Origin of the sequence: Arthrobacter sp. ZBG10 (assembly GCF_001238605.1) — a bacterium.
Lineage (GTDB): Bacteria > Actinomycetota > Actinomycetes > Actinomycetales > Micrococcaceae > Arthrobacter.
The window spans coordinates 39,618-65,255 of the sequence record NZ_LFQH01000050.1 but is presented as its reverse complement, the minus strand read 5'-3'; the positions used below and the strand labels follow the sequence as shown (position 1 = coordinate 65,255).

Annotated in this window: 26 protein-coding genes and 2 tRNA genes; 12 read left to right on the top strand and 16 right to left on the bottom strand. The window is 69.0% G+C overall.

Translation table 11 applies throughout. The features are described from left to right. Positions 1–33: 33 nt before the first annotated feature. Positions 34–780, bottom strand: a complete 747-nt coding sequence (locus ACU18_RS13075) for a phosphoglyceromutase (protein ID WP_050686160.1) — start codon at positions 778–780, stop codon at positions 34–36. Between the two features lie 85 nt (positions 781–865). Between ACU18_RS13075 and ACU18_RS13070 the strand changes: the two genes are divergently transcribed. After that, positions 866–1,738 (top strand): class I SAM-dependent methyltransferase, encoded by an 873-nt coding sequence (locus ACU18_RS13070; RefSeq protein WP_197273578.1) that lies wholly within the window; start codon positions 866–868, stop codon positions 1,736–1,738. On the opposite strand, the gene ACU18_RS13065 is transcribed toward ACU18_RS13070, so the two are convergent. Both ACU18_RS13065 and ACU18_RS13060 read right to left on the bottom strand, forming a co-directional pair. After that, on the bottom strand, positions 1,723–2,076 hold the full coding sequence (locus ACU18_RS13065; RefSeq protein WP_050686158.1) for a DUF2516 family protein: 354 nt from the start codon (positions 2,074–2,076) through the stop codon (positions 1,723–1,725). The genes ACU18_RS13070 and ACU18_RS13065 overlap by 16 nt on opposite strands. Before the next feature lie 9 nt (positions 2,077–2,085). Next, positions 2,086–3,276 (bottom strand): trans-sulfuration enzyme family protein, encoded by a 1,191-nt coding sequence (locus tag ACU18_RS13060; protein WP_050686156.1) that lies wholly within the window; start codon positions 3,274–3,276, stop codon positions 2,086–2,088. A gap of 125 nt (positions 3,277–3,401) precedes the next feature. Between ACU18_RS13060 and tmk the strand changes: the two genes are divergently transcribed. The 4 genes from tmk to ACU18_RS13040 all read left to right on the top strand — a co-directional run bounded on the left by tmk (position 3,402) and on the right by ACU18_RS13040 (position 7,050). Continuing rightward, on the top strand, positions 3,402–4,169 hold the full coding sequence (gene tmk / locus ACU18_RS13055; protein WP_082178322.1) for a dTMP kinase: 768 nt from the start codon (positions 3,402–3,404) through the stop codon (positions 4,167–4,169). Continuing rightward, positions 4,166–5,308 (top strand): DNA polymerase III subunit delta', encoded by a 1,143-nt coding sequence (locus ACU18_RS13050; protein ID WP_050686154.1) that lies wholly within the window; start codon positions 4,166–4,168, stop codon positions 5,306–5,308. Before tmk ends, ACU18_RS13050 begins: the two co-directional genes overlap by 4 nt. A gap of 18 nt (positions 5,309–5,326) precedes the next feature. Continuing rightward, positions 5,327–6,889: an alpha/beta hydrolase gene (locus ACU18_RS13045; protein ID WP_050686153.1), complete on the top strand. Its 1,563-nt coding sequence runs from the start codon at positions 5,327–5,329 to the stop codon at positions 6,887–6,889. A gap of 88 nt (positions 6,890–6,977) precedes the next feature. Then, positions 6,978–7,050: transfer RNA gene (locus ACU18_RS13040), tRNA-Thr, on the top strand. Positions 7,051–7,118: 68 nt separating this feature from the next. Here ACU18_RS13040 and ACU18_RS13035 read toward each other — a convergent pair. Next, positions 7,119–7,580, bottom strand: coding sequence for a GatB/YqeY domain-containing protein (locus ACU18_RS13035; protein WP_050686152.1), 462 nt, complete (start codon positions 7,578–7,580; stop codon positions 7,119–7,121). A gap of 167 nt (positions 7,581–7,747) precedes the next feature. Here ACU18_RS13035 and ACU18_RS13030 point away from each other — a divergent pair, with 167 nt between their 5' ends. Then, positions 7,748–8,224, top strand: coding sequence for a DoxX family protein (locus tag ACU18_RS13030; RefSeq protein WP_197273577.1), 477 nt, complete (start codon positions 7,748–7,750; stop codon positions 8,222–8,224). Positions 8,225–8,236: 12 nt separating this feature from the next. Here the strand turns inward: ACU18_RS13030 and ACU18_RS13025 are convergent, their stop codons facing one another. Together ACU18_RS13025 and ACU18_RS13020 are read right to left on the bottom strand one after the other, a co-directional pair. After that, on the bottom strand, positions 8,237–8,941 hold the full coding sequence (locus tag ACU18_RS13025) for an ABC transporter ATP-binding protein (protein WP_050686151.1): 705 nt from the start codon (positions 8,939–8,941) through the stop codon (positions 8,237–8,239). A gap of 70 nt (positions 8,942–9,011) precedes the next feature. Then, on the bottom strand, positions 9,012–10,124 hold the full coding sequence (locus ACU18_RS13020; RefSeq protein WP_050686174.1) for an FtsX-like permease family protein: 1,113 nt from the start codon (positions 10,122–10,124) through the stop codon (positions 9,012–9,014). 165 nt (positions 10,125–10,289) lie between these two features. On the opposite strand from ACU18_RS13020, the gene ACU18_RS13015 reads away from it, so the two are divergent. The 4 genes from ACU18_RS13015 to ACU18_RS13000 are packed head-to-tail and all read left to right on the top strand — an operon-like array spanning position 10,290 to position 13,516. Next, the gene (locus tag ACU18_RS13015; protein WP_082178321.1) at positions 10,290–11,618 is read left to right on the top strand and encodes a sensor histidine kinase; all 1,329 of its coding nucleotides are present in this window, start codon (positions 10,290–10,292) and stop codon (positions 11,616–11,618) included. Then, positions 11,615–12,274 (top strand): response regulator transcription factor, encoded by a 660-nt coding sequence (locus ACU18_RS13010; protein ID WP_050686150.1) that lies wholly within the window; start codon positions 11,615–11,617, stop codon positions 12,272–12,274. The genes ACU18_RS13015 and ACU18_RS13010 overlap by 4 nt, the downstream gene beginning before the upstream one ends. 28 nt (positions 12,275–12,302) lie before the next feature. Beyond that, complete coding sequence (locus tag ACU18_RS13005) at positions 12,303–13,292, top strand: hypothetical protein (protein WP_050686149.1); 990 nt, start codon at positions 12,303–12,305, stop codon at positions 13,290–13,292. 38 nt (positions 13,293–13,330) lie between these two features. Further along, the gene (locus ACU18_RS13000) at positions 13,331–13,516 is read left to right on the top strand and encodes a hypothetical protein (protein ID WP_050686148.1); all 186 of its coding nucleotides are present in this window, start codon (positions 13,331–13,333) and stop codon (positions 13,514–13,516) included. A gap of 129 nt (positions 13,517–13,645) precedes the next feature. On the opposite strand, the gene ACU18_RS12995 is transcribed toward ACU18_RS13000, so the two are convergent. The 10 genes from ACU18_RS12995 to ACU18_RS12950 all read right to left on the bottom strand — a co-directional run bounded on the left by ACU18_RS12995 (position 13,646) and on the right by ACU18_RS12950 (position 24,365). Further along, positions 13,646–14,491 (bottom strand): aldo/keto reductase, encoded by an 846-nt coding sequence (locus ACU18_RS12995; RefSeq protein ID WP_050686147.1) that lies wholly within the window; start codon positions 14,489–14,491, stop codon positions 13,646–13,648. Between the two features lie 63 nt (positions 14,492–14,554). Beyond that, positions 14,555–15,031 carry a hypothetical protein gene (locus tag ACU18_RS12990; protein ID WP_050686146.1) on the bottom strand — a complete coding sequence of 159 codons (477 nt, stop codon included), beginning with the start codon at positions 15,029–15,031 and terminating at the stop codon, positions 14,555–14,557. Positions 15,032–15,037: 6 nt separating this feature from the next. Further along, positions 15,038–15,673, bottom strand: coding sequence for a bacterial proteasome activator family protein (locus tag ACU18_RS12985; protein WP_050686144.1), 636 nt, complete (start codon positions 15,671–15,673; stop codon positions 15,038–15,040). A gap of 78 nt (positions 15,674–15,751) precedes the next feature. Then, a complete protein-coding gene (locus tag ACU18_RS12980; protein ID WP_050686142.1) occupies positions 15,752–15,955 on the bottom strand; it encodes a YbdD/YjiX family protein in 204 nt (67 codons plus the stop codon). After that, positions 15,955–18,255: a carbon starvation CstA family protein gene (locus ACU18_RS12975; RefSeq protein ID WP_050686140.1), complete on the bottom strand. Its 2,301-nt coding sequence runs from the start codon at positions 18,253–18,255 to the stop codon at positions 15,955–15,957. The genes ACU18_RS12980 and ACU18_RS12975 overlap by 1 nt, the downstream gene beginning before the upstream one ends. A gap of 358 nt (positions 18,256–18,613) precedes the next feature. Next, complete coding sequence (locus tag ACU18_RS12970; protein WP_050686138.1) at positions 18,614–18,898, bottom strand: DUF1540 domain-containing protein; 285 nt, start codon at positions 18,896–18,898, stop codon at positions 18,614–18,616. A gap of 142 nt (positions 18,899–19,040) precedes the next feature. Then, positions 19,041–21,905 carry a hypothetical protein gene (locus ACU18_RS12965; protein ID WP_050686134.1) on the bottom strand — a complete coding sequence of 955 codons (2,865 nt, stop codon included), beginning with the start codon at positions 21,903–21,905 and terminating at the stop codon, positions 19,041–19,043. Beyond that, a complete protein-coding gene (locus ACU18_RS12960; protein ID WP_050686133.1) occupies positions 21,905–22,642 on the bottom strand; it encodes an ABC transporter ATP-binding protein in 738 nt (245 codons plus the stop codon). Before ACU18_RS12960 ends, ACU18_RS12965 begins: the two co-directional genes overlap by 1 nt. Next, complete coding sequence (locus tag ACU18_RS12955) at positions 22,639–23,244, bottom strand: PadR family transcriptional regulator (RefSeq protein WP_050686132.1); 606 nt, start codon at positions 23,242–23,244, stop codon at positions 22,639–22,641. The genes ACU18_RS12960 and ACU18_RS12955 overlap by 4 nt, the downstream gene beginning before the upstream one ends. A gap of 137 nt (positions 23,245–23,381) precedes the next feature. Continuing rightward, positions 23,382–24,365, bottom strand: coding sequence for an NAD(P)H-quinone oxidoreductase (locus ACU18_RS12950; protein WP_050686131.1), 984 nt, complete (start codon positions 24,363–24,365; stop codon positions 23,382–23,384). A 108-nt stretch (positions 24,366–24,473) separates the two neighbouring features. Between ACU18_RS12950 and ACU18_RS12945 the strand changes: the two genes are divergently transcribed. Beyond that, positions 24,474–24,561: transfer RNA gene (locus tag ACU18_RS12945), tRNA-Ser, on the top strand. A gap of 166 nt (positions 24,562–24,727) precedes the next feature. Then, positions 24,728–25,519, top strand: coding sequence for a VOC family protein (locus ACU18_RS12940; protein WP_050686129.1), 792 nt, complete (start codon positions 24,728–24,730; stop codon positions 25,517–25,519). Positions 25,520–25,638 lie beyond the last annotated feature (119 nt).

Genomic DNA, 25,638 nt, shown 5'->3' with positions numbered 1-25,638 from the left:
GGTCACCGGCCCGCCGTCGTACGTCCTGAAGTCCTACTTTTTGCCCTGGTTCGCCACGGCCTGGATGGCTGCTGCCGCGGCGTCCGGGTCCAGGTAGGTACCGCCGGCCTTGACGGGCTTGAAGTCCTCGTCGAGGTCGTATACCAGCGGGATGCCGGTGGGGATGTTCAGGCCGGCGATGGCGTCGTCGCTGATGCCGTCCAGGTGCTTGACCAGGGCCCGCAGCGAGTTGCCGTGCGCGGTGACCAGGACCGTTTTACCGGCCTTGAGGTCTTCCTTGATGTCCGACTCCCAGTAGGGCAGCAGCCGGACCAGGACGTCCTTGAGGCATTCGGTGCGGGGCACGGCGTCGCCGATGTCCGCGTAACGGGGATCGCCCACCTGGGAGAACTCGGAGTCGTCGGCCAGGGGCGGCGGCGGGGTGTCGTAGGACCGGCGCCATTCCATAAACTGCTCCTCGCCGTATTCGGCGAGGGTCTGGGCCTTGTCCTTGCCCTGCAGCGCGCCGTAGTGGCGCTCGTTGAGGCGCCAGTCGCGCTTGACGTCGATCCAGCCACGGTCGGCCTTTTCCAGTGCCAGGTTGGCGGTGTTGATGGCCCGCTTCAGGCGGGAGGTGTAAAGGACGTCCGGCAGGACGTTGTGCTCCACCAGCAGCTCACCGCCGCGGACCGCCTCCTTGAGGCCCTGTTCGTTCAGGTCGACATCCACCCAGCCGGTGAACAGGTTCTTGGCGTTCCATTCGCTGTGGCCGTGGCGCAGCAGAATCAGCTTGTAAGTCATGATTTTTATCCTAGCCGAGCGGGGTTGCCGCCCGCCCTGCGTTACACGGCACCCTGCGTAACCCGCCCCGGGATAAAGTGGGGCCGTGGTGCAAAAGGCTGAACGGGTGGTTGCCCCGCAGATTTCCGGCAGGGGTGTCCCCCGCCGACAGGGCGGTCCCGTGGGAAACGTCACCCGCGGCACCACCAACCCCAACCGCATGCGCCGGGTGGACCGCTGGCTCACCGGGCCGCAGGCGTGGCGCCTCCGGTCCGCGGCTGAGCCCCTGGTGGTTGACCTGGGCTACGGCGCAACGCCGGCCACCGCCGTCGAACTCTATGAGCGGCTGGCGGTCGCCAGGCCTGACGTGCGGGTCTGCGGCATCGAGATTGAGCCCGATCGGGTCCGGGCGGCGCTCCCCCTGCAGCGGCCGGGGCTGAGCTTCCACGTGGGCGGTTTTGAACTGCCTGTCCCCGGCCGGCCGGTCCTGGTCCGTGCGTTCAACGTGCTGCGCCAGTATGAGGAAGCGGACGTGGCCGGGCTGTGGCGGCTGGTGCAGGACCGGCTCGCGCCGGAGGGGCTGTTCATCGACGGGACCTGCGATGAGATCGGCCGCCGGGCGTCCTGGATTGCCCTGGACGCCCGGGAGCCGGTGTCGCTGAGCTTCTCCGTCCGGTTCGGCAGCTTCGCGATGCCTTCGGACGTGGCGGAGCGGCTGCCCAAGGCGCTGATCCACCGCAACGTGCCCGGCGAGCCGGTCCACGCTCTGTTGCAGGCCATGGACCGGGCCTGGCTGGAGAGCGCTGCGCTGGCGTCATTTGGCAACCGGCAACGCTGGCTGGGCATGTGCCGGCGGCTCCGCGCCGGCGGCTGGCCGGTCCAGGACGGGCCGGCGCGGTGGCGGCTGGGTGAGCTGACGGTCGGTTGGGCGGCGGTGGCGCCGCTACCCGTCCAACCGGCGGGTCACCAGGGGCCGTAGGGGCCCATGTTGCGGCTGCCGCCGCGGCCTGCGTCCTTGACGGCGGGCCGGACGTCGGCGAGGTACACGGACGCTGCCACCACTGCCGCAAGGCCGAAGAGGCCTAGGGTGCCGAAGATCCCACCGCCGCTGCCGAACAGGGAGATCACGCCCACCAGGGCTGCGCCGCCGGTGAGGGCGAGCCAGAAGGGCTTGGTCCGCTTTCCGGTGGCCTCGAAGGCGTTGGCGCGGTGCCGGGCGCAGTCCACCACGGCCCACAGCTCGAGTCCCAGCGCCACCAGCGCCAGGATAAAGAACACTGCCCGTTCCACGGGCACAATAATCAGTTCACCGTCCACGGACCCAGCCTAGCGTCCCAACCGGTCCAGCGCCTGCTGCAAATCGGCCCAGAGGTCTGCGGCGTTCTCCACACCGACGCTGAGGCGGACCAGGTTCTCCGGAACACTGGCCGGCTCCGCGGCGTGCCGGCGGCGCCGCTCGATCAGGGATTCCACCCCGCCCAGCGAGGTTGCGGGCAACCACAGCTCCAGTCCCCTGACCAGCGCATCGGCGGCTTCGGCGCCCGTAAGCCCTGCCACGGGGGCCACCTGGATGCAGACAATGGACCCGAAACCGTTCATCTGGCTCCTGGCCCGTTCGTGGCCCGGATCCGTGGCCAGGCCGGGGAACCGGACGGATTCGATCCGCGGGTGGGCGCTGAGCTGCTCCGCGAGGATCTGGGCGGACGCCTGGGACCGCTCCACCCGGAGCGCCAGGGTGCGCAGGCCACGCAGGGCAAGCCAGGCTTCGAACGGCCCGGCGATGCCGCCGTGGATGATCCGGTGGTGGAGCAACGCGGCCCGGATTCCGGGGTTGGCGGTCACCAGGGCGCCGAGGACAACGTCCGAATGGCCGGCCAGGTATTTGGTCACCGAGTGGAGGACGACGTCGGAACCCAGTTTCAGGGGCTGCTGCCCCAAGGGCGTGGAAAAGGTGTTGTCCGTCACCACCATGGCACCGGCCCGGTGGGCGGCTTCGGCCAGGACGGAGACTTCGGCGATGCCGAGCATCGGGTTGGTGGGGCTCTCCAGCCACAGCATGCTGGCCTGGCGGCCATCCGGACCGGCCGGGGCCAGGGCTTCGATCACGGCCGCAGTATCCGCGATGTCCACGGTGCGGAGCTCGATGAAGCCCTTCTGCGCCAGTTCGGCTGCCATCACCAGGGTGCCGGAGTAGCTGTGGGTGGGCATCACCAGTACTCCTCCTGCGGGGATCAGCGACAACGCGGAGCTGACGGCTGCCAGGCCGGACGCGTAGAGCAGCCCGGGCAGGTCCGAGCCTTCGAGCTGGCCCAGTGCCTCCTCGAAGGGGTCCCAGGTGGGGTTCGAGTACCGGCCGTAGCCGCGGTCGCCGTCGGCCAGCGGGCCCGTACCGAAATAGGTGGAGGAGAGGACCAGGGGCGGGTTGACGGGCTGGTCGCGCTCCCGCGGCGGGCGTCCGGCTGCCACCACCAAGGTGTCCGGGGACAGGGCGGCTGCCTGCTGTTCAGAAAGGCTCATGCGCAAAAGCGTACTGTCCGGCAGGGAGCGGGCGGAAAGCAGGGCCGCCGGCCGGGCACCGGGCGGTTATCCCCAGCGCGGCGCCCCAATCGGGGATTGCGGGCCGGGATCGGTAGGCTGGTGCGGTGAGCACACTAACGGCCGGCCTATTCATCGCGTTTGAAGGCGGCGATGGTGCCGGCAAGTCCACGCAGGCAGCCCGGCTGGCTGAATCACTGGAATCCCGCGGGCTGACAGTGCTGCGCACCCGCGAGCCCGGCGGGACTCCCATTGGCGAAAAGCTCCGCTCGCTGGTCCTGGACCATGGCCACGGCCACATCGACGCCCACACCGAGGCGCTCATCTTCGCGGCATCCCGCGCGGCACACGCCGGCCAGGTGATCAGGCCGGCACTGGAGCGTGGCACGGTTGTCCTGACCGACCGGTATATCGACTCCTCCGTGGCGTACCAGGGTGCCGGCCGGAACCTGGGCCAGGACGCCGTCCGGACCCTGAACGAGTGGGCCACCTCGGGCCTGCAACCGGACCTGACCGTCCTGCTGGACGTTGACCCGGCCATGGGCCGCCGCCGCCGCACAGCCGGCGAAGCTGCCGAGGACCGGCTCGAATCCGAGGCGGATGAGTTCCACTCCCGGATCCGCGACGCATTCCTTGCACTGGCCGGCGCCCGGCCCGGAACCTACCTGGTGCTCCCGGCGCACCTGTCCGTGGCGGACCTCGCCGCGCGGATCCTGGAACGGGTGGAGGCGCTGCTGGCCGGCGGCGCAGCAACCCCTGCCGGCCTCCCCGCGCCTTCCCAGCCGGCCGCTTCCCCTCCCGCCGCTTCCCCTCCCGCCGCTTCCCCTCCCGCCGCTTCCCTTCCGGCCGACGGCGGCCCAGGTGATCTGCCGTGACCGTCTGGGATGACCTGCAGGGCCAGCCCGCCGTCGTCGAACAACTGCGCCAGGCGGCCAGCGGCGACAGCCTGACCCACGCCTGGCTTTTTACGGGACCGCCCGGCTCCGGCCGCTCCAACGCGGCGCGGGCGTTTGCGGCGGCCCTGAACTGCGACCAGGAGGATGTGGCGCTCCGGGGCTGCGGGCACTGCCCCGCCTGCCGCACCATCCTGGGCGAGACCCACTCCGACGTCACCTTCGTCCGGACGGAAAAGGTGACCATCACCATCGACGAGGCCAGGGACCTGGTGGCCACCGCCGGTAACCGTCCCTCGTCCGGGCGGTGGCGGATCATCGTGGTGGAGGACGCCGACCGGATGGCCGAGCGCACCACCAACGTGCTGCTCAAGGCCATCGAGGAACCAACGCCGCGGACAGTATGGATGCTGTGTGCCCCCTCCCCCGCCGATGTGCTGGTGACCATCCGGTCCCGGTGCCGCAGCGTCGCCCTGAGGCTTCCGCCGGCTGCAGACGTTGCTGCGCTGCTGGTCAAACGCGACGGGGTGGAGCCCGGACTCGCGGAACGGGCCGCCCGCGCCGCGCAAAGCCATGTGGGCATCGCGCGCCGGCTGGCCCGCGACCCGGCCGCCCGGGAACGCCGGCTGGAGACGGTGCGTTTCCCGTTGGGACTCCGCGGTGTTACCGCGGCGGTGATGATGGCGGATAAACTGGTGAAGATCGCCACCGCGGAAGCGAACAGTTCCAACGAGGAGCGCGACGCCGCGGAGAAGATTGCGTTGCTGGCCACGCTCGGTGCCCCCGAGTCAGGGACGTTGCCGCCGGCCATGCGGAGCCAGGTCAAACAGCTCGAAGACGATCAGAAACGGCGGGCCAAGCGGTCCATCACAGACTCCCTGGACCGGACCCTGACTGACCTGCTGTCGTTTTACCGCGATGTGCTGATCATCCAGCTGGGGAACGCTGTGGAGCTGGTGAACATTGAACTGCGCAGTGAGCTCGAAGAGTTCGCCCGGCGGTCAGCTCCCGAAGCCACCCTGGCCCGGATGGATGCCATCAATAAAGCCCGCGAACGCATCACCACCACCAACGTTGCACCGCTGTTGACCATAGAGTCCATGGCAGCCAGCCTGATCTGAGACCTCCAAGGAGACCCGATGACTGCCCGCCCCCTGCCCGCACGCGCCCGACCCCTTGCCGTGGCGTTCCGTGCCGCCGGCGCCCTGGCCCTCTCGCTGGTACTGGCCTCCTGCACGCTGGTTAATGGCAGCGGGAACCAGGAAGCCGCCACAGCCAAGGCCGATCCCTCCATCGTCGCCTCGGCACCGGAAGGCCTGGCGGACTTCTACGCCCAGGAAGTGGTCTGGGAGCCCTGCGAGCAGGAATTCCAGTGCGCCAGGGTCACTGTTCCCGAGGACTACGCGGATCCGGACGGTGAAACCATCCAGATTGCGGCGCTGCGGGCACCTGCCACGGGCACCAAAACCGGCAGCCTCCTGGTCAACCCCGGCGGACCCGGCGCCTCCGGGTACGACTTCGTCAAGGACGCGGCCGGGACCCAGTTCCCCACCACCGTCCGGGACGCTTTCGACCTGGTGGGCTTCGACCCGCGCGGTGTCAAGCGCTCAGCGCCAGTCACCTGCCTGAACGATGCCGAGCGGGACGAGGCACGGGCCAAAATCTACGACCTGGAGACCGACGCCGGCCTGGCCGCCGCACTGGCCGACAACAAGGCCATCGCCGCCCGCTGCGCGGAGCAGACCGGCCCCGTGATGGCGCACCTTGACACCGTCAGTTCCGCCAAGGACATGGACATCCTCCGCGCCGTGGTGAATGACGCGAAGCTCAACTACGTTGGCTACTCCTACGGAACGTTCCTGGGCTCCACCTACGCCTCGCTGTTCCCGGACAACGTGGGCCGGATGGTGCTCGATGGAGCCCTGGATCCGTCCATCAGCAACGAGGAGCTGACCAGCGGCCAGGCGAAGGCCTTTGAAAAGGCCATCCGCGCCTACGTTGCCAGCTGCCTCCGCCAGGACGGCTGTCCGCTGAGCGGCGACGTTGATTCCGGGGTCCAGCAGATCCGGGACCTCATTGCCGCCGTGCAGCAGACCCCGCGGACGGCAAAGGACGGCCGGCTGGTTAACGCCAACATGTTTGTGAGCGGCCTGATTACCCCGCTGTACAACGACCAAAGCTGGCCGGCCCTCACGCAGGCCCTGGAAGCGGCCACGTCGGGCGATGTAAGCCTGGTGCTGCGGCTGGCCGACCTCGGCGCGGACCGCACTGCCAACGGCACCTATTCGTCCAACTCCACGTTTGCCTTCAACGCCATCAACTGCCTGGACTACCCCATGGTCACCGATCCCGCCGCCATGCGGGCCGAGCAGCAGCGCCTGATGCAGGAGTCCCCCACCTTCGGCTACTTCTTCGCTTACGGCGGCACCAACTGCACGGACTGGCCATACGGCAACATCCGCACCCCGGCGCCGGTGGAGTACACCGGCGGGTCCCCGATTGTGGTCATCGGCACCACGGGAGACCCCGCGACGCCGGTGGAATGGGCCGGGTCCCTCCGCAGGCAGCTGGGCAACGCCGCGCTGATGACCTGGGAAGGCGAAGGGCACACCGCCTACGGCCGGTCGAACAGCTGCCTGGAGGACGCCGTGGACCGTTACCTGCTGAGCGGCCAGGTGCCGGCCGACAACACCTTGTGTTGAGGCGCCGGCCATTTTGACCCGGGCGCCGGGACTCCATTACAGTTGACTCTTGCATGAAGCTCCCGGTTCGCCGGAAAGTTCGTGCGGTGCTTCCTTAGCTCAGTCGGTAGAGCGTTTCACTCGTAATGAAAAGGTCATCAGTTCGATTCTGATAGGAAGCTCGGGAAAAACCCCGTATCGTCGCGGAAATCTGCGACTGTACGGGGTTTTTTGCTGGTTAACGCTGCACTTATGCCAACCGTGCGCGCACGATCTCGCTGACTGCCTTGCCGTCGAACCGGCCCGCAATGCGGGGCGTGACTGATTTCATCACCGTTCCCATGGACCGGACCGTTAACTCGTGGCCGTCGGCCTTAAGCCCGGCGACTACCTCGTCCACGATGGCTTCGGCATCTTCGCGCGTCAGGGCCTGGGGCAGGTACGCCTCGATGATGTCCGCCTCTGAGATTTCCGCTGCGGCGCGCCCATCCTCGCCGGCCGCGGCGTAGATGGCTGCGGTGTCCCGGCGCTTGGCAGCTTCCTTCTGCAGCAGGGCCGTGAGCTGGAGGTCGTCGAGCTCAACGGGGGTCTTGCCGGATTTTTCCCGCGTCTCAATCTCGCCCAGGACGTTGCGGACGGTGGTCAGCGCCGTCTTGTTCCCATTCTTCATATGGGTGACAACATCGGCTTTCAGGGTGTCCTTCAGGGACATGTCGGTTCCTCGTTCCTCGCTCGGGCCACGCGCTGCGGGGCTGCCCGCACCGTGACGGCGGCGCACCCTTTGTGGTGCGTCACCGCACCCATTGGATCATCCCCGGCGGGCACCGCGCCCCCTCCTCCGTTGCAGGAACCGGGAGCTGCTGATGTTACCGTTCAGTAATGTCATCTCTGCGAACTGCACTGACCGGGCTCCTCACGCGACCGGCCGGGAAAATCTCCGCCCCGCGACTGATCGGCGCCGTGGCCCTGGGCGGTGCGCTGGTCTTTGCCGGCATCAGCCATCTGACGTTTGCGCGGCAGGAATTCCAGGCGCAGGTTCCGCCGTGGTTCCCCGCGGACAAGGATTTTGTGGTGCTGGCATCCGGCGTTGTGGAGGTAAGCCTGGGGGCGGCGTTGATCGTCCTGCGGCGGCGCCGGGTTGCGGTGGGGCTGTTGGCTGCCGCCTTCTTTATAGCCATTTTTCCCGGCAACATCTCCCAGTACGCGACCGGCACTGACGGGTTCGGACTGGATTCGGACCGGAGCCGCCTGATCCGGCTGTTTTTCCAGCCAGTGCTGGTGGTGTGGGCGCTCTGGTCCACCGGCGCGTGGCGGGAGCTGCAGACGGCGCTGGCGGAAGCCAAGCCCCGGCGCTGACCGCCCGGGACATCAGCCGGTGCGTACGGCAAGCCCCAGCCGGCCATCGCGCATGGTGGCCACGTCATCGGTCAGCGGCACAAACTCGGTGTCGTGCGTAACCATCACGGTTGCCACCTGGAACTCGTCGGTGATGCGCCGCAGCAGCTGCACGATTTCACGGCTTCTGTCGTGGTCCAGGGCTGCCGTGGGTTCATCCACCAGCAGGACCCTGGGTTGCCCCATCAACGCGCGCGCAATATTGACGCGCTGGCGCTGCCCGCCTGACAGCTGGTGCGGACGCTTGCCGGCGCAGTCCGCCAGGCCCACCAGTGACAGCAGCTCCTTAGCCTTGGCGCCCGCATCCCGGAGCGGTGCACCCCGCAGGTGGGCGCCGATTACAAGCTGTTCGACGGCGGTCAGGGACGCCAGAAGGTTCGGCTGTTGGAAGATGATCCCGATGGTTTCCCGCCGCAGGGCACTGAGCTCCCGCTGCCCCAACCCGCCGGCGTCGGTGCCGGCTATCAGCACCAGCCCGGACGTGGGTTGGACCAGGGTCGCGGCAACGGCGAGCAGGCTGGATTTGCCGGATCCGGACGGACCCACCAGGGACATCATCCGGCCGGCGTGCACGGCGAGGTGGACGCCGTCGAGGGCCTTGACGGTGCCTTCGCCATCCGGATACTCAAGGGTGGCGTTGACGAGGGACAGCGGCGCGGAATCGGAGTTGGCTGACATGGGTTAAATCCTTCTGATGGCTGGAGATGGCGTGCAGGCTGGGTTGGCTGCGGCATTACGGCGGGGCGGGTCAGTTGCCACCGAGGGCAAGCAGTGGGTCCACCCCGGCGACGCGGCGCACCGCCAGCGCGGCGCCCGCCAGCCCTAAGCCGGTAATGCCGAGCACGGGCACCAGTGTGGTGGCCGGTGTGATCAGGAACGGCGCCGCCTGGCCGGCGAGCAGGCCGCCAACAACGCCGGCACCACCACCAACGGCCGCGCCGGCCACCAGGACCAGCGCCGCCTGCGCCATGGCGTCCCGCAGGATGTAGCCGCTGCCGGCGCCCAGGGCCTTCAGCACCGCGATGTCCCGGGTCCGCTGGATGGTCCACACGGTCAGGAACGCCACAATGACCAGCGCGGAGATGCCGTACAGGAACCCCTGCATCAACATCAGCGACCCGTTCTCGCTGCGGAACGAGCCCAAAGCCTGGAACGAGCCTGTGCGGGTGGCACTGACGGTGCCGGCCGCTGCGTTGGCCGCGGCTTCATCCGCGCCGGCCGGCCCGAGCGTGACAGCGGCGACGGTGCCGGCCTGGGCGGGCCCGGACACATGGGCCAGCGCAGCCCAGACGGGCAGGTCCACCCACACGACGCTGGTATGGGAGTACCACTGGTCGGCCACAACGGCGGCGACGGACAGTTCCATGCCGCCCACAGTCACCGGGTCGCCGACAGACAGCGACAGGTCGTCCGCGACCCCCGAGCCGAGCACAGCTGTACCTGCCGTGACCGGGCCAGGCGCCAGGCCGCCGTCGGGCGCTACCCCGAAGACTGCGACGTTCGCGGTGGCCGTGACCTCCCCGTCCGGGCCGGTGGCCTGCACGCGGGACTGGCTGATTCCCACCGCTTGGGCGGCCTCGACGCCTGGCTGGTCCCGCCAGAGTGCCACTTGGTCCGCAGAGACGGCGCTGTCGGTAAAGGATGCCTTGGCGCCCGCACCGGCCGGCCCGCCGAACACTATCCTGTCCACGGTCCCGGTGCCGCCGCTGCCCAGCCGGGCGATCGCGGACGTGGACTGGTCGGCCAGGCCTGCTGTCAAGCCGGAGAGCAGGACCAGGAGCAAGGTGATCAAAGCGACCACGCTGCCCATCAGGGCAAACCTGCCCTTGGCAAAACGGATGTCGCGGATGGCGAGGAACACGTTGGACTTCTTCCGGTAGGGCGGGGTGGCTTTCCCTTTCAACTCTCCGCCGGTGCACGCCGCGGGCCATCGTGCAGGCGGTTGATCCCTGCGGCCCATGGTGTGGAGACCGGACTCAACCGATCGGTTGATCCGCTGGTTGCCGCCGGCGCATAGGCTGGACAGATGCCAGCCACCGAACCAGCCAGCCCGCCTGCGGCGCCTGGTTCCGCCGCCCCTGCCGCGCCGCCGGCAGGTCATGAGGGCGGATCTTCGGCAGCCATCCTCCGCGTCCTGCGGATCACCCTGCATGTGGGCTTTGCGGTCCTGCTGGCCGTGGCAGCGGCAAGGCTGTGGCTGGCCGGCGATCCCCATCCGCTGCGGCCGGCCCTGATGGGCGGCGCCGCACTCCTGGCGGCCGCCTACCTGGCGGGCACCATCCTTGAAAAGCGGTTCTCGGCCAGCGGCCAGGGCTTCGATCCGCGCCGTTACGGCCTGCCGTGGCTGGCGACGGTCACGGTGCTGTGGGCCGTGCTCCTGGCCGGCAGCGCGGACTTTTCCTGGCTGGCGTTCCCGCTGTTTTTCCTGCACCTGCACCTGCTGCCCCGGCGGGCTGCACTGGTGGGCATCGCCGTGATGACGGCCGCGGTCATCGGCGCCCAGTGGGCTGCCGGCGGGCTTCCCGTTCCACATGCGGCGGTGGTGCTGGGGCCCGCGCTGGGCGCGGCGTTTTCGGTGGTAACGGGGCTGGCGTACCGGGCCCTCTACCTGGAGGCGGAAAGCCAGCGCCGGGCCGCCGACGAACTCCGCAGGACCCGGGCGGAACTCTCAGCTGCCCAGCACAACACCGGTGTCCTGGCCGAGCGCACCCGGCTGGCCCGCGAAATCCACGACACCCTGGCCCAGGGGCTTTCCAGCATTGTGCTGATGGCCCGGGCCGCGGAGAAGTCTTTGCAGGACGGCGACACCACCACCGCCCGCGACCGCCTCCGGGTGGTTCAGGATACCGCCGCCGGCAACCTGGCCGAGGCCCGCAGCTTTGTCCGCGGCCTCTCCGCCCCGCAGCTGCAGGACGCCTCCCTGGTGGTCAGCCTGCGCCGGCTCTGCGCGGCCACGGAAGCCGCAGTTGCGGCCCGCGGGAAGGTGCTCCGCTGCCGCTTCGAACTGGACGGTGTCCCCGTTGAACTGCCACCGCCGCACGCCGTGGCACTGCTCCGGGCGGTCCAGGCCAGCCTGGCCAACGTCACTGCCCACGCGCAGGCCTCCGCAGCCGTGGTGACGCTGGCGTTCCTGGGCAACGAGGTCACGTTGGATGTTTACGACGACGGCATCGGCTTTGACCCGGCAGCACAGGTCGCGGAGGTGCGCCCCGCAGCGGACGGGCGGGGCTTTGGCCTGGGTTCCCTGGCCGCGCGGGTGGCGGCGCTGCACGGCACCCTGGAGCTGCAGTCGGCGCCCGGGGAGGGCACCGTGGTGGCCATCCGGCTGCCGTTGCCCGGACCGGGCACCCCATGACCGCCATCCGGGTGCTGCTGGTGGACGACCACCCCGTGGTGCGGGCCGGCCTGCGCGCCATGCTCACCGATTTTGCGGGCATCCTGGTGGCGGCCGAAGCCGCGGACGGGCAGGCCGCCGTCGACGAACTGCAGCGCCGGCAGGTCCTGGGCGATCCAGTGGACCTGGTCCTGATGGACCTGCAGATGGGCGCCGGGATGGACGGTGTGACCGCCACCCGGCTGATCCGGCTGCTGGACCCGGCTCCGCCCGTCCTGATCCTCACCACATACGACACCGACGCCGACATCCTTGCCGCCGTCGAAGCGGGCGCCAGCGGCTACATGCTCAAGGACGCGCCACCGGAGCAGATCCAGCAGGCGGTGCTTGCCGCCGCTGCAGGCCAAAGCGCCCTGGCACCCAAAGTGGCCGCGCTGCTGATGGACCGGATCACCAACCCCGGCACGGCCCTCACCCGGCGTGAGGTGGAGCTGCTTGAACTGCTCGCCACCGGGCTGTCCAACCGGGCCATGGCGCAGCGGGTGTTCATCTCAGAGGCCACGGTCAAGACCCATCTGGTCCACATTTACGGAAAGCTGGGCGTGGACAACCGCACGGCCGCCATTGCCGAGGCGACCCGCCGCCGCATTATCCGGTCCCCCGGCCAGCAGGCCTGACTCCGCGCGCATGCCTAAGATGGCGTGCATGGACGACGACCAGCTGGCCGGCATCGCAGACACGCTGTACAGCACATCCCTGGACGACTTCGTGGCCGTCCGGGCGGCCGCAGCCAAGGCGGCGGCCGCCGGAGACAAAGCCCTCGGGGCCGCGGTCCTGAAGCTGCCCAAACCATCGGTGGCGGCCTGGGCCGTGAACATGCTGGCCCGAGACAAGCCGGACGTCCTGGCGGGCCTCGCGGACCTGGGCCACCGGATGCAGGCCGCGCAGGCGGACCTCGACGCGGCGGCCCTCCGCGGGCTGGCCCGGGAGCGCCGCACCCTCCTGGCAGCCGCGGTCGACACCGCCCGGACAGTGTCCACTGATCACGGCAGGACCATCAGCGGCGCCATGGCCACGGACGTCGAAGAGACGCTGCGGGCCCTGACGGCCGATCCCGGGGCCGCCGGCGCCGTACGCAGCGGCCTGCTCCTCAAGGCGCTCGCGGCTGATGGCGTGAACGCCGTGGACCTTGACGGCGCCACTGCAGTCCCGGGAGCAACAGCACCCGCGGGCGTTTCCTCCGCGTCGCGGGCAGAACCCGCCGTCGACGAACCCGCGGACACCGAACCACTGCAGAAGCGCCCGACGCCGGAACCCGCCAAAGCCCCGGCCCGCACCAAGCCACGGCTCGAGGCGGTCCGGCAAACCCCCCGGGCGGCCTCCGCACCAGCGCTGGACCGGGCGAAGGAATCACTCGCCGGGGCCAGCGCCGAGGAAGCCAGGACCGCGCAACTCGCGGCGGACCTGCTGGAACAGTCGGAACGCTCGCGTGCCACTGTCGCTGACCTGGAAACGGAAACCGGGCAGCTCCGCAGCCGGCTCAAGGCAGCCGAGGAGCAGCTCGCTGCGGAGCGGAAGGCCCTGGCCGCGGGCGCAGCGGAGGCCAAGCAGGCCGCCCGGGCAGCGGCGAAAGCTGAGCGGACGGCCATGCTGGCGCAGGAACGGGTGCTCCGCCTGGGCAACACGCGGGACTGATCCCGGGGAATGTCGTACCCCGGTTGCAGACTTGAAGCATGGAAACGCACACCGTTCAGGAATTTCACGTCACGTACTTTGACGCCGACTGCGGCCGCGCCCGGGCTGAAGTCTTCGACACCTTGGCCGGCGCCCGGCGGTTCGCCGACCGGCACAGCACCGGTGCGGACGGCTGGGCCGTGGTGGACACCGTCACCGTCGAGCAGGTCCGCCTCGCCGCTTAGCGCCGGGCACAGCGGGGCGCCGCAGCAACGCGGTTAACGCGGGAACCCGCACCGCCCATGCGGGCAGTACGGGTTCCGGCGGCTTCACGCGGCCGGCGTGGGGGCCGTGCCGGTGCCTGACCGTGGTGGTCAGGCGAAGTCGGAAACGGCCGGGTCGGCACCGATCCGGCCTTCGCCGGCAGCGGTGCGGTCCAGGCCGTTGAGGGCCTCGATGTCGCCGGCGTCCAGGGCCACTTCGAGGGCCGCGAAGTTCTCGCGGATCCGGGATTCGGTGACGGACTTGGGGATGACCACGTTGCCGATCGCCAGGTGCCAGGCGATGACGACCTGCGCCGGGGTGACCTGGTGCTTGGCCGCGACGGCAGCCACTGCCGGGTCTTCCAGGAGCTCGCCGCCCTGGCCCAGCGGAGACCAGGCCTGGGTGAGGATGCCGTTCGCAGCACCGAACTCGCGGAGTTCGCGCTGGCTGAAGTAAGGGTGCAGTTCGATCTGGTGGATGGCCGGAACCACGCCGGTTTCATCGATCAGGCGCTGCAGCCCGGCCGTGGTGAAGTTGGAGACACCGATGGACTTGACCCGGCCGCGCTTCTGCAGCTCCACCAGGGCCTTCCAGGTGTCAACGTACTTGTCCTGCTTGGGCTGCATCCAGTGGATCAGGTACAGGTCAAGGGTTTCCAGGCCGAGCCGGGCCATGGACTCTTCGAAAGCGGCCAGCGTTTCCTCGTAGCCCTGATCCGCGTTCCACAGCTTGGTGGTGATGAACAGCTCTTCCGGGGAGATGCCGGAGGAGGCGATGGCGCGGCCCACGCCGGCTTCATTGCCGTAGATCTTCGCGGTGTCGATGTGCCGGAAGCCTGCTTCGAAAGCCTGGCGGACCACTTTTTCCGCTACGTCGTCCTCAACCTGCCACACGCCATAGCCGAGCTGGGGGATCGTGTTTCCGTCATTGAAAGTCAGTGTTGGTGAAGAAGTCATGCCCTCATCCTGCCAAACCGCTGCCGCCTGAAGGGGTGAATCCGGCCGGACTATGCCAGGCGCTTAACCGGGAATATCCTGCTGTCCTGCTGCCGGAGCGTCCCCGCGAAGGTGCCTCTCGGCGTCGGCCACCTGTTCAAAAACCGATTCGGCCCGGCGCCGCACAGAGGCTGCCCCGACCGGAACCGGGCCAACGGCCAGCCGCAGCATGGCGGCAGCTTCAGCGGTGGTGGCCAGGGAATTGCCGGCCTTGGACAACGCCCGGTGCACCCCGGACAGGGCCACGGGAATGTCCAGCCCCTCGCTGGGGGAGCGCCGCTGGGCTTCCACGCAGATGATCCGGACGCGGTCCAGGAGGGCTGCGAGGCTGTTGGCGACCTCCACCAGCTCGGCATACAGCTGGTCGTCCTCGACGCCTTCCAGGACCTGGTGGAACCGGTCAAGGCCGCGGTGGAAGCGGTCGTGGGCGCGCCGCCACAGCCCCTTGCCCAGTTCTGTGTCGTCCTTGCGCCCTTGCCTGGCGGCGCTGAAAAAACCCAAGCTGGCCTACAGGTACTGTCCGGGACCGTGGTCCGGATCGTTGGGCTGGCCAGGCTGCGCGGGCGATCCCGGCGGGGTGCCGGCTCGTTGGGGTTCGCCGTTGTCGCCGATTACTACCCCGGGGGCAATCACAGTGCCGGGCGGCAGCTGGCGCAGCTGGAGCTGGGCGGAGTGTTCCCTGGCTGCGTGCTGGGCAGCGATGGCGGTTTGGATGCCGTGGAACAGGCCTTCCAGCCAGCCCACGAGCTGGGCCTGGGCGATGCGCAGCTCGGCGTCCGAGGGCGTGGCGTTATCGTCAAAGGGCAACCGGATCCGGTCCAGTTCCGCCACCAGCTCGGGCGCCAGCCCGTCTTCGAGTTCCTTGATGGAGCGGGCGTGGATCTCGGCCAGCCTGCCGCGTGCGGCGTCATCCAGCGGCGCGGACTTCACCTCGGCAAGGAGCTGGCGGATCATGGTGCCGATCCGCATCACCTTGGCCGGCTGGTCCACCAGGTCCTGCAGGTTGCCGCCTTTGGTCCGGGCGCCGGCCCCGGGCGCGGGTTCCGCCGGAGCGGACCCGCCGTCGCCGGGCCGGTCCCCGTCAAGGGTGGTGCCTTCCACCGGTAGGTCCTCGGCTGCCTGTGCGGGGATCGGATCGCTCATGCGTTCATACTCTCATGAGCGATCCGTCCCCGGCCCCCGTGTGAACGTCCCTGACGGGGTTGTCCGCTGCAGGCTCAATCAGCAGCAGCGGCCCTGGGGGTTGGCGTCCTGGCGGTCCGTACGGTCACGCCAGAACTCCCGCTCTGTCAGGGGCGCCGACTGGTGCCCCATAGCCTGGTGGTGTTCCAGGTACCGGGTGTAAGCGTCGGCGCCCATCACGCTGCCCAGGTAGCGGGCAGCGCCCCTGACGCCTTTGGCCAGGACCGCCATGGGCGCCGGCATCAGTGGTGTCCCGCCCGTTCGAACCGCTGGCTGGCGGGCACCTTGTCCCACTCAGCCAGCAGGGCACGCTCGGCGGCCGTGGGGATGACCCCGGCCGGGGCGAACACCTTCGATGGCACGGCCGGGTCCTCGTTGCCTTCAGGCCGCCCGGCGGCGTCCCGGGTCCGGAAGGCCTTTACGGTTGCCAGCAGGGCGGTGGCGATCACGATGATGCTCAGCACCACAAAGATCACCGACAGCCAGCCCTGGATCCCGGTGTTGCGGACCACTGCCTCCATGGCAGCCACAGACTTGGCCGAGCCGAACTCGGTTTTCCCGTCCGCCAGCGCCTTGCTGAATGCTGCGTTGTTGGCGAAGTAGCCCACCGACGGGGTGGCGGAGAAGATCTTCTGGAAGCTCGCCGTAATGGTGACGACGGCGGCGAATGCCAGGGGCAGGGCCACAATCCACAGGTACTTGAACGTGCCCTTCTTGGCCACAATGGCCAGACACACGGACAACGCGATGGCGGCCAGCAGCTGGTTGGCGATGCCGAACAGCGGGAACAGGGTATTGATCCCGCCCAACGGGTCCGTGACGCCCATCAGGAGCACCGCACCCCACGCCCCCACCATGATGGCGGTGCAGAGCCAGGCTCCGGGCCGCCAGGAGGCTTCCTTGAACTTGGGAATGAAGTTGCCCACCGAGTCCTGCAGCATAAAGCGGGCAACGCGGGTGCCGGCGTCCACGGCGGTCAGGATGAACAGGGCCTCAAACATGATGGCGAAGTGGTACCAGAACGACATCATGGCCGTGCCGCCGATGAACTGCTGCATGATGTGGGCCAGGCCCACTGCGAGGGTGGGGGCGCCGCCGGTGCGCGAGATGATGCTTTCCTCGCCCACGTTGGCAGCTGTCTGGGCCAGGAAATCGGGGGTGATGTTCACGCCGGCGAGGCCCAGGCTGTTCACCCAGGTGGCGGCAGTTTCGACGGTGCCGCCGGTCAGCGCGGCCGGGGCGTTCATGGCGAAGTACAGGCCGCGGTCGATCGAGATGGCAGCCACCAGGGCCATGATGGCCACAAAGGATTCCATCAGCATTCCGCCATAGCCAATAAAACGCGTCTGCCGTTCCTTCTCCACCAGTTTGGGGGTGGTGCCGGAGGAAATCAGGGCGTGGAAGCCGGAGAGCGCGCCGCAGGCGATGGTGACGAACAGGAAGGGGAACAGCGCTCCGGAGAACACCGGGCCGTTGTCGCGGCCGGCGAACTCGCTGAACGCCGGCACGGTGATTTCAGGCCGGACCACAATGATGGCAAGTGCCAGCATCACGATCACGCCGATCTTCATAAAGGTGGACAGGTAGTCGCGGGGGGCAAGCAGCAGCCAGACCGGGAGGATGGCGGCGATGAAGCCGTAGATGATCAGGCCCCACGCCAGGGTGACCTTATCCAGGGTGAAGAGTTCGGCGCCCCACGCGGTCTCGGCCACAAAGCCGCCGCCGATGATGGCGGCCATCAGCAGGACAAACCCGATGAGGGAAACCTCCATGATTTTGCCGGGCCGCAGGTAACGCAGGTAGACACCCATAAACAGCGCAATGGGGATGGTCAGTCCCACGGAGAAGACACCCCAGGGGCTTTCGCCGAGCGCGTTGACCACAACGAGCGCCAGGATGGCCACGATGATGACCATGATCAGCAGCGTGGCTACCAGGGCTGCGGTGCCGCCCACCACACCAAGTTCCTCGCGCGCCATCTGGCCCAGGGAACGGCCGCCGCGGCGCATGGAGAAGAACATCACCAGGTAGTCCTGGACTGCACCGGCAAGGACCACGCCGATGATGATCCAGATGGTGCCGGGAAGGTAGCCCATCTGGGCTGCGATGATCGGCCCCACCAACGGGCCCGCGCCGGCGATCGCGGCGAAGTGGTGCCCGAACAGGACGTTCCGGTCGGTCCGGACGTAGTCCTTGCCGTCAGCCTTATATTCGGCGGGGGTGGCGCGTTTGTCGTCAGGTTTGGTCAGGTAGCGCTCGATGACCTTCGAGTAGAAGCGGTAGCCGATGAGGTACGTGCAGACGGAGGCGAAGACGAACCAGATGGCGTTGACGGTTTCGCCGCGCACAATGGCCAGCATGAACCAGGCCACGCCGCCCAGCAGCGCAATGGCGGCCCACAGGGCGATTTTCGCCGGTGTCCACTTCCTGTCCTCGGCTTCCAGGACGGCGTCGTCCACGGCGACGGCGGGCAGGGCCGGGTCAGTGGCCACGGCACCTTCCCCCGGCGATGGATTCCTTCGTTGCTCAGGTGTTGGTGCCATGTCTCCTCCTTGAGAGTGTTCACTGTTGCTTGCAGGCACCTTACCAACGCATCCGGCTGCGGGGACGGCTTTCGGGTTATGCCGCCGGCGGGGTGCGGCGAACGGCGGGCATGGGGCGGCGAACGACGCCGGCACCTGGCTTGCAGGGTGTGCTCACGTCTTGGGCGGGCCGGGCAGCGGGCGTCCGGCCGGGCAGTCCGGCCGGTCGGATGGATGGGGTTTGCCGCTGTTGGGTCGGTACGGGATTGGCGGCTGGGTTGCAGCTGTCGGTACCTGCGTGGCAGTGCCGCCAAACAGGCAGGGCCCCCGGCCGGGTGTCCGGTCGGAGGCCCTGTCCCGGGACAGTGGTGTCCGGTGGTCAGGCGTGGGAGTAGGTGAGGCAGTCGGCGTTGTCCGCGCCCGGGCCAACGTGCACGGCGGGGGCGTTGCACATCAGGTGGTCGTTGTGAACGCATTCGGAGCGCTGGCAGGCCCCGACATCGGCCAGGACCTTGGGCAGGCCGCCACTGTGGCCGGTGTCGATGAAGGTGGCGCAGGAGGCGTGGTCTTCCGTTCCCCCCACAGTGATGGCATGCGCTGTGCAGCCTTCATGGTCGTTGAACGAACAACGGGTGACACTGCAATCGGCAACGTGGGTTGTCATGAGCTTCCTCCGTGGGCTCCGCCGCCCCTGGCAGGCGGCTCCTGCAACCCACGCTAGGCCTGTTGCGGTCAATCAAAAAGACCCAATTGTGTGACCTATTGGCTTCTGGCCCCAGCCCGGACCCGGCCATGCCCGCAGGCCGTCAGGTTCCTTGCTCCCGCCGGCCCGTGGGCAGGGCCGCCCTGGTGAACGTCCAGGCGAGGGCGGCGGCCACCAGCGGGACTGCCAGCACCAGGACCAGCAGGTACGTCCACGGGACCGCCAGCGCGATCCGCATTTCCGTGGCTGCCACGAGCAGCACAGCGGGGACCACGCCGGCCGCTGCACCCAGTGCCGCGCCCAGCCCGGCCGTGAAGAGCGCCTGGCTTCCGGCGAGCGCTTTGCGGAGCCTGGGTGCGGCACCCACCGCGGCCAGGGTCCTCTGATCCCGGCGGCCATCGGCGAGCGCCAGACCGGTGGTGATGCCGGCGGCGCTGACGGTGATCAGCGCGCTGGCCAGCACGATGGCCCACATCTGCCAGGAACTGTCCCTGGGGATCCCCGGTTCCACCCAGAGGGCGGCGCCGGGGTGTTTGTACGTCGAGGCAATAACGCCGTTGGCAGTGTCAACCTGGGCCGCGGAGGGGTGCTCCGTGAGCTGGACCAGCAACTCACTGGGACGCGGCTCCATCCCCAGCCGCGCTGCCGTGCCGGCGGAAATGACGCCGTAGTAGGGAACCGGAACCAGCGGTTCCACCACCGCCGCCACCAGGGGGACGCTGCCGACCGGGTCATACTGCATTTGGCGCCCCGCTGGTTCGGCCATGGGCCGGCGAAGGTCCAGGGTTTGAAGTTCCACCCTCCCGTCGCGGACAAAGACCTGGTTGGTCACCACCATTCCGCCGTTCGCCAGGACGGCCAGGGCAGCCGGCCCGGGTTCCACGCCCAGGACGGCACGGATCTCATCAGCGCCGCCCACCACGATGGACCGGGGCGAGCCGGTCCCCTGGGCCAGCGGTCCCTTACAGCGCGGGTCGCCGGGATCCTGCAGCCGCCCCATCGGCGTCACGGGGCAGGCGTTGCCCGGCGGGGTGCCCAGCGCGTACTGGAGGCAGTTCCTGGTGGCCGTCCGGGCGGGGGCAAGGTCTGCACCGGGACCATCGAAGCAGTTCAGCGGCGGGGCGGGCGTGGCGACCACCCTGGTCCAGGCCACGGTGCCCAGGGCTCCGCTGAGCGCTGCGGAAAGCTGCTCCGGCGCCACTGCCGTGGCTGGCTGCGGGGTGCCGTCCACCAGGGGCGGCTGCTCCAGCGACAGGGGCAGGAAGGCCTGGTTCTCAAGGGCGGTCCAGGAGTAGGTTTCGCGGATCCCGGCCTGCTGGCTCGCCGCCAGGACCAGGGCACTGCTGGCCAGCGCCGCCGCGGCCAGGACTGCGGCCACTGCGGGCACCGTGCGGTTGCGGTTCCTGGTGGCATCGCGGGCAGCCAGGCGGAGCGCCAGTGGCAGCCGCCCGGTCCGGCGCGGGAGAAGGGTAAGGAGCCACCCGGTCAGCAGTGACAGCGCCACCACGGTCAACACCGCACCCCCGGTCAGCAGGCCCGAGGCCGCGGGGAACAGCTCCGCCAGCCGGTCCGGATCGCTGGTGGAGTGTCCCACGAACCAGCTTCCGGCGAAGGCACCGGCGGCGGCCAGCAGTAGGGCAGCGCCGGTGATGGCACTCTTTTTCGCGCTTCCGGCCGGGGCGCGCCCGGTCTTCAGCGCCCCCAGCACCGCCCGGCGGGCCACGTGGTGTGCAGGCGACCGCGCGGCGAGAAGGCAGGCGGCAAGCCCCATCACCATGGCGACGGCTGTAGGCACCGGGTCCGGGTGCACCCCGGCCAGGCGGGCCGAACCGGCAGCCCGGACCCACAGCACCACAAGGGCTGCCGCGCCGAACCCCAGGGCCGCGCCCAGCACAACGGCGGTCCCGCCCAGCCACAGGCCTGCCGCCGTGACGACGGCGCGGAGGGTGGGCGCTTCGGCGCCGGAAGCGGCCAGCAGTGCAAGTTCGCGGATCTGGCCTTTGGCGCCAACGGAAAAGGCGGTGCCCGCCAGCAGGCCGACCTCCAGCAGTGCCAGCGCTCCGATCAGCGCAAACGTTGCATACATGCCGAGTTCCGCGGCCAACCCCTGGTCCGGCAACGGGCCGCCGTCGAACGTTTGCTGGTCCGCGGGCGGCGGATTGAGCACCACGTCACGGGACAGTACGGCCACCCCCGCCCGGTTGGCCGCCCGGACCTGCTGCCACGTGACGGGTTCGGGTCCGGCGAGGTAGTAGGACGTGGTGACAGAGTCCGCGGCCACCCCGGCCAGCAGCCCGGCCGGAACCTGGTCCGCCGCAAGGTAGAGGAACGAATTGCCGTCAGAGGTGTCGGCGTCACGGAGGATGCCCACGGGTGTGAACGTGCCGGCGGAAGTGGTGATGGTGGTGCCCGGCTCCAGGCCGAACCGGTCCAGGAACCCTGGGGAGGCCAGTACCTCAGCGGGGGACTGCGGCGCGCGGCCGGAAAGCAGTGAGTAGCGGCCGGCGAAGGCCGGGTGGAGCGCGTCGACCACCCTCGCGCCGAAGGAGGCGTCGCCGTCGCCCACCCGGGTGGTCAGCTGGAGCTGCCGGTGCGGGACCACCTCATACCCCGCCGGGACAAGGTCCAGCGGGTCACTGCCAACGAACCCGGGATCGTGCGCACCGGAGCTGGAGACCACCCTGGTGTCATCCAGCGGGTCCTGGACGGAGTCGCCGTTGGGAGCGGGAAGCGTGCTGAACCGCGCCTGCATGCCGCCCAGTTCATAGCGGACGGTCTCATCGGGAGTGCGGTGCAGGCTTTGGTTCAAGGTCGCCGCCCCGGTCATGGCCGCGACGGGCAGCAGGATCAGCAGGACAATCAGCACCGACCTGCCGCGGTGGCGGCGGATGTCCCGGCGGGCCATCCGGAGGGCAACGCGGAAGCTGCCCCGCCGCCCGCCAGGCGCCGGAGCCAGATTCAACGGCATCAGAGGCCGGCCTGGGTCAGCAGCATCGTGGGATCGTGCATGGCCGAGGCCTGGTCCACGATCCGGCCATCACGCAGGAACACCACCCGGTCGGCCCAGGCCGCGTGCCGGGCCTCGTGGGTAACCAGCATCACGGCGGCACCCGCATCGGCGCGGGCCCGCAAAACCTCCATCACCCCGTGCCCGGTGGTGGAGTCCAACGCTCCGGTGGGCTCGTCGGCAAGAATCAGGCGCCGCTCGCCCACAATGGCGCGGGCGATTGCCACCCGCTGCTGCTGTCCGCCGGACATCTGGTCCAGGAAGCGGTCCGCCAGCTCCGGGATACCCACCTGGCGCAGCGCGTCGGCGGCCTGCCGGCGGGCCTTTTTCAGGGGTGTGCCATCCAGTTCCAGCGGCAGGCTGACGTTCTCCGCGGCCGTCAGGGTGGGGACCAGGTTGAAGTCCTGGAACACATACCCCACAGCGCGGCGGCGGAGCCGTGCCAGGTCATTCAGGCCCAGCCCGGCAAGGGGTGTGGATTCCACAAAGACCCCGCCGCCCGTGGGCTTGTCCAGTCCGCCTGCGAGAGCGAGGAGGGAGGATTTCCCGGATCCGGACGGTCCCATCACGGCCACAAATTCTCCTGCTGCCACGCTCAGGTCCACTTCGCGCAGGGCCGCCACCGCCGTGGCGCCCGCGCCGAATGTCCGGCTGACTTTGGCGAGTTCGAGGACCTGCTGCGGACCCTGGACGCTCATCGGCGGGTATCCGCGGTGGGCGTGGCTTCTTCCGGGACCCCGGCGGATGATGGGCGGGTGACGGCCTGGCCGGCGGCCTGCGCCTGTTGGACCATCCGCGCCTCGCAAAGGTCAAGCCACCGGACTTCCGCTTCGGTCTGGAAGATCAGCGAGTCGAGCACCAGCAGCCAGGCCGTATCTCCTGTCCGCGGTGTGCCGGCGGCGTCCCGGCGGGCCCTGGTGTAATCCTGCAGCGCCCTGATGGAGGCAACGCGCTGCGCCTGGATGATGGCCTGGACATCCACTCCCGGCAGCGTCACGGCGAGCGCGAGCTTGATGGCGAGCTCATTCCGCGGCGGGTTGTTCCGTTCCACCGGGGCGGCGAACCAGCCCCGGACTTCAGCAGTCCCGGCGGCGGTGATGCTGTACACCACGTGTCCTTCGCCGTCGTCGCCCTCCTTGGCCACCAGGGCGTCGCGTTCCAGCCGGTCCAGGGTGGTGTAGACCTGCCCGATGTTTAACGGCCAGGTAGCGCCCGTACGGTTTTCAAACTCGACCCGGAGCTGGTAACCGTACCGCGGCTGGTCCTGCAGGAGGGCGAGGAGGCTGTGGCGGATGGACATACGGCTCCCTTGCGTGGCTGGCTGCCGGTATGCACGGACCCCCAAGACCCGTGCATACCGCGTATAGACGAGCCTAGCCGGAGTGAAGTCCCCTGGCAATACTGAGTATCTAGCGCCTGCGCCGCCGGAATGGCGGACTACATCACCAGCAGGATCTTGCCCACGTGATCGCCGGTATCGAAGTACCGGTGCGCCGCCCTGACCTGTTCCAGCGGGAAGGACCTGGCCACCAAGGGGCGGATCCGGCCGTCACTGACCAGCGGCCACACCGCGTCGCGCACCGCCGTCATGATGGCGCCCTTTTCGGCGACAGGCCGGGGCCGCAGGGCCGTGGCCACCACCGCACCGCGCTTGGACAACAGCTTGCCGAGGTCGAGTTCGCCCGTGGCACCACCCTGCAGCCCGATAACCACCAGCCTGCCGTATTCGGCCAGGGCATCCACGTTCTGGCGGAGGTATTTGGCTCCCACCACATCCAGGATCACATCGGCCCCCTTGCCCCCGTTCTGGCGGCGCAGGCTCTCCGGAAAGTCCTCTTCCCGGTAGTTGATGGCGATATCCGCACCGAGGAAGGCCGTGGCGGTGCCAACCTTCTCATCGGACCCTGCGGTGGTGGCAACCCGCGCGCCGAAGGCTTTGGCCAGCTGGATGGCGAACGTGCCGATCCCGCCGGTGGCCCCGTGGATCAGGACCGTTTCGCCGGCCTGCAGCTGCGCGGTCATGATCAGGTTCGAATAAACAGTGGCCGCAACCTCGGGCAGGGACGCAGCGGTGACCAGGTCCACGCCGTCCGGCAGCCGCAGGACCTGCTCGGCGGGGACCGCCACCTGCTGGGCATAACCGCCGCCGGCCAGCAGGGCCACCACCTTGTCGCCCAGGGAAAACGCCTTGGCGACCCCGGGCCCGAAACCCGCGATCCGGCCGGAAACCTCCAGGCCGGGAATTTCGGACGCACCGGGCGGGGGCGGGTATACGCCCTTGCGCTGCTGCACGTCCGCGCGGTTCAGGCCGGCAGCCACCACGTCGATCAGCACCTCGCCCGTACCCGGCACGGGGGCGTCCACCTCGCGGACTTCCAGCACCTCCGGGCCGCCCGGTTCCGATATAAAGACGGCTTTCATGGACCTCTCCCGTTCCTGACTGAATACTGGCCTGCCACCAGTGTGCACCGGACACTTTCCGGGCTCTGTTTTGTTGCAGGCAAGTGCCTATGAAACACTACTCGTTGAGGAAGGTTGTCCGAGCGGCCGAAGGAGCTAGTCTTGAAAACTAGTGTGCGGTAACCCCGTACCAAGAGTTCGAATCTCTTACCTTCCGCGGAATAACCCCGGCGTGCCAGTGATCTGGCCGCCGGGGTTTTTTGCTTAACCGCCCGATCCGCACCCGCCGCACAGGGCGCTTGCCAGTGTCAGGGGCCCGCCATAGTCTCTGGAGTGATCCGGCCGCTGGGGCCGGACAGCTGACCTTGCACCCAGGAGATTCCATGCCCACTCCGGATTTCATCAACGGTTCGCCCTGCTGGATCGACCTTATGACCAGCGACACGGACCAGGCCTGCGCGTTTTACGGCAGCCTGTTCGGCTGGGAATTCGAGGTGGGCGACACCGAAAAATACGGCGGCTACATCATGGCTGCCAGGAACGGCAGCACGGTGGCGGGCATCATGGCCCGGCAGCCGGACCAGGTGGGCATGCCGGACCTGTGGTCCGTCTACCTGCGCACCGATGACGCTGCAGCCACCGCCGACGCCGTGGTGGCGCATGGCGGTTCCATCCACCTGGGTCCCCTGGAGGTCCCGGATCAAGGCACCATGCTGTTCTTCCAGGACTCCGCCGGCGCCGCCACCGGCGCGTGGCAGCCCGGGGCCATGCACGGCTTCGATATCGCGGCCGAGCCCGGCGCCCCGGCCTGGTTCGAACTGCACGCAAAGGATTACCAGGGGGCCCTGGAGTTCTACACCTCCGTGTTTGGGTGGCATCCCGCCGTCCTGAGCGACACACCGGAGTTCCGGTACGCCACCTCCGGCGAGGGCGAAAACGCCCACGCCGGAGTCATGGACGCGTCCGCCTACCTGCCGGCCGACGTCCCGCCGCACTGGCAGGTTTACTTTGCCGTGGACGACGCCGACGCCAGCGTGGCCGCGGCGCTGACCCTGGGTGCCACCTTGCTGGAGGGGCCGCAGGACAGCGGTTTCGGCCGGGTGGCGCAGCTCGCCGACCCCACCGGCGCGCGGTTCAGGATCGTGGAAGACAACCGGCAGCAGCCTGCGGGCTAGAACCTCCGCAGCCCGTTACGGGGGCGTAAATTCTTCGCCGGACCACCCGCAACCGGCCCGCCCCAAAGCTACCCACGGGTAGTGTTTGTGATGTCCAGCACACCAACCGAATGCACGTC